This is a genomic window from Larkinella sp. C7, from assembly GCF_006149005.1.
Lineage (GTDB): Bacteria > Bacteroidota > Bacteroidia > Cytophagales > Spirosomataceae > Larkinella.
Genome location: NZ_VBSL01000238.1, coordinates 1 through 349 on the forward strand (window position 1 = coordinate 1; position 349 = coordinate 349).

Here is a 349-nt window from a genome sequence, read left to right on the forward strand (position 1 = left end):
CAAAATCAGCAAGAGAAGGTTTTGACTAGTCTGAAAGAGACTAAGTTGGCTAATTTGGCTTTCAATCTAGAAAGTAGCCAACTGACCTTCAAGCTGGCTGGGGAGACCATTAATCTCCCTCTTACCGGTCTGTATAATATCTTGAATCCCAATTATCTTAAAGGGGATGACTTGGAGACCTACAAGGCCTACAAGCGAGGAGATGGACGTTTAGAAAAAATGTCAGGTCATGTGGTTGCTCTTACCTTTGATGATGGGCCAAATCCTGATACAACTCCCCAAGTCCTGAAGATTCTCAAGAAATACAAGGCCAAGGCCACCTTCTTTGTTGTTGGTAAATCAGTTGCTG

At 43.0% G+C, this 349-nt stretch carries 1 protein-coding gene; it reads left to right on the forward strand.

Annotated features, from left to right (window positions below):
- The coding region (locus tag FH871_RS35250) for a polysaccharide deacetylase family protein (protein ID WP_212768424.1) at positions 1-349 on the forward strand (349 nt) is incomplete at both ends.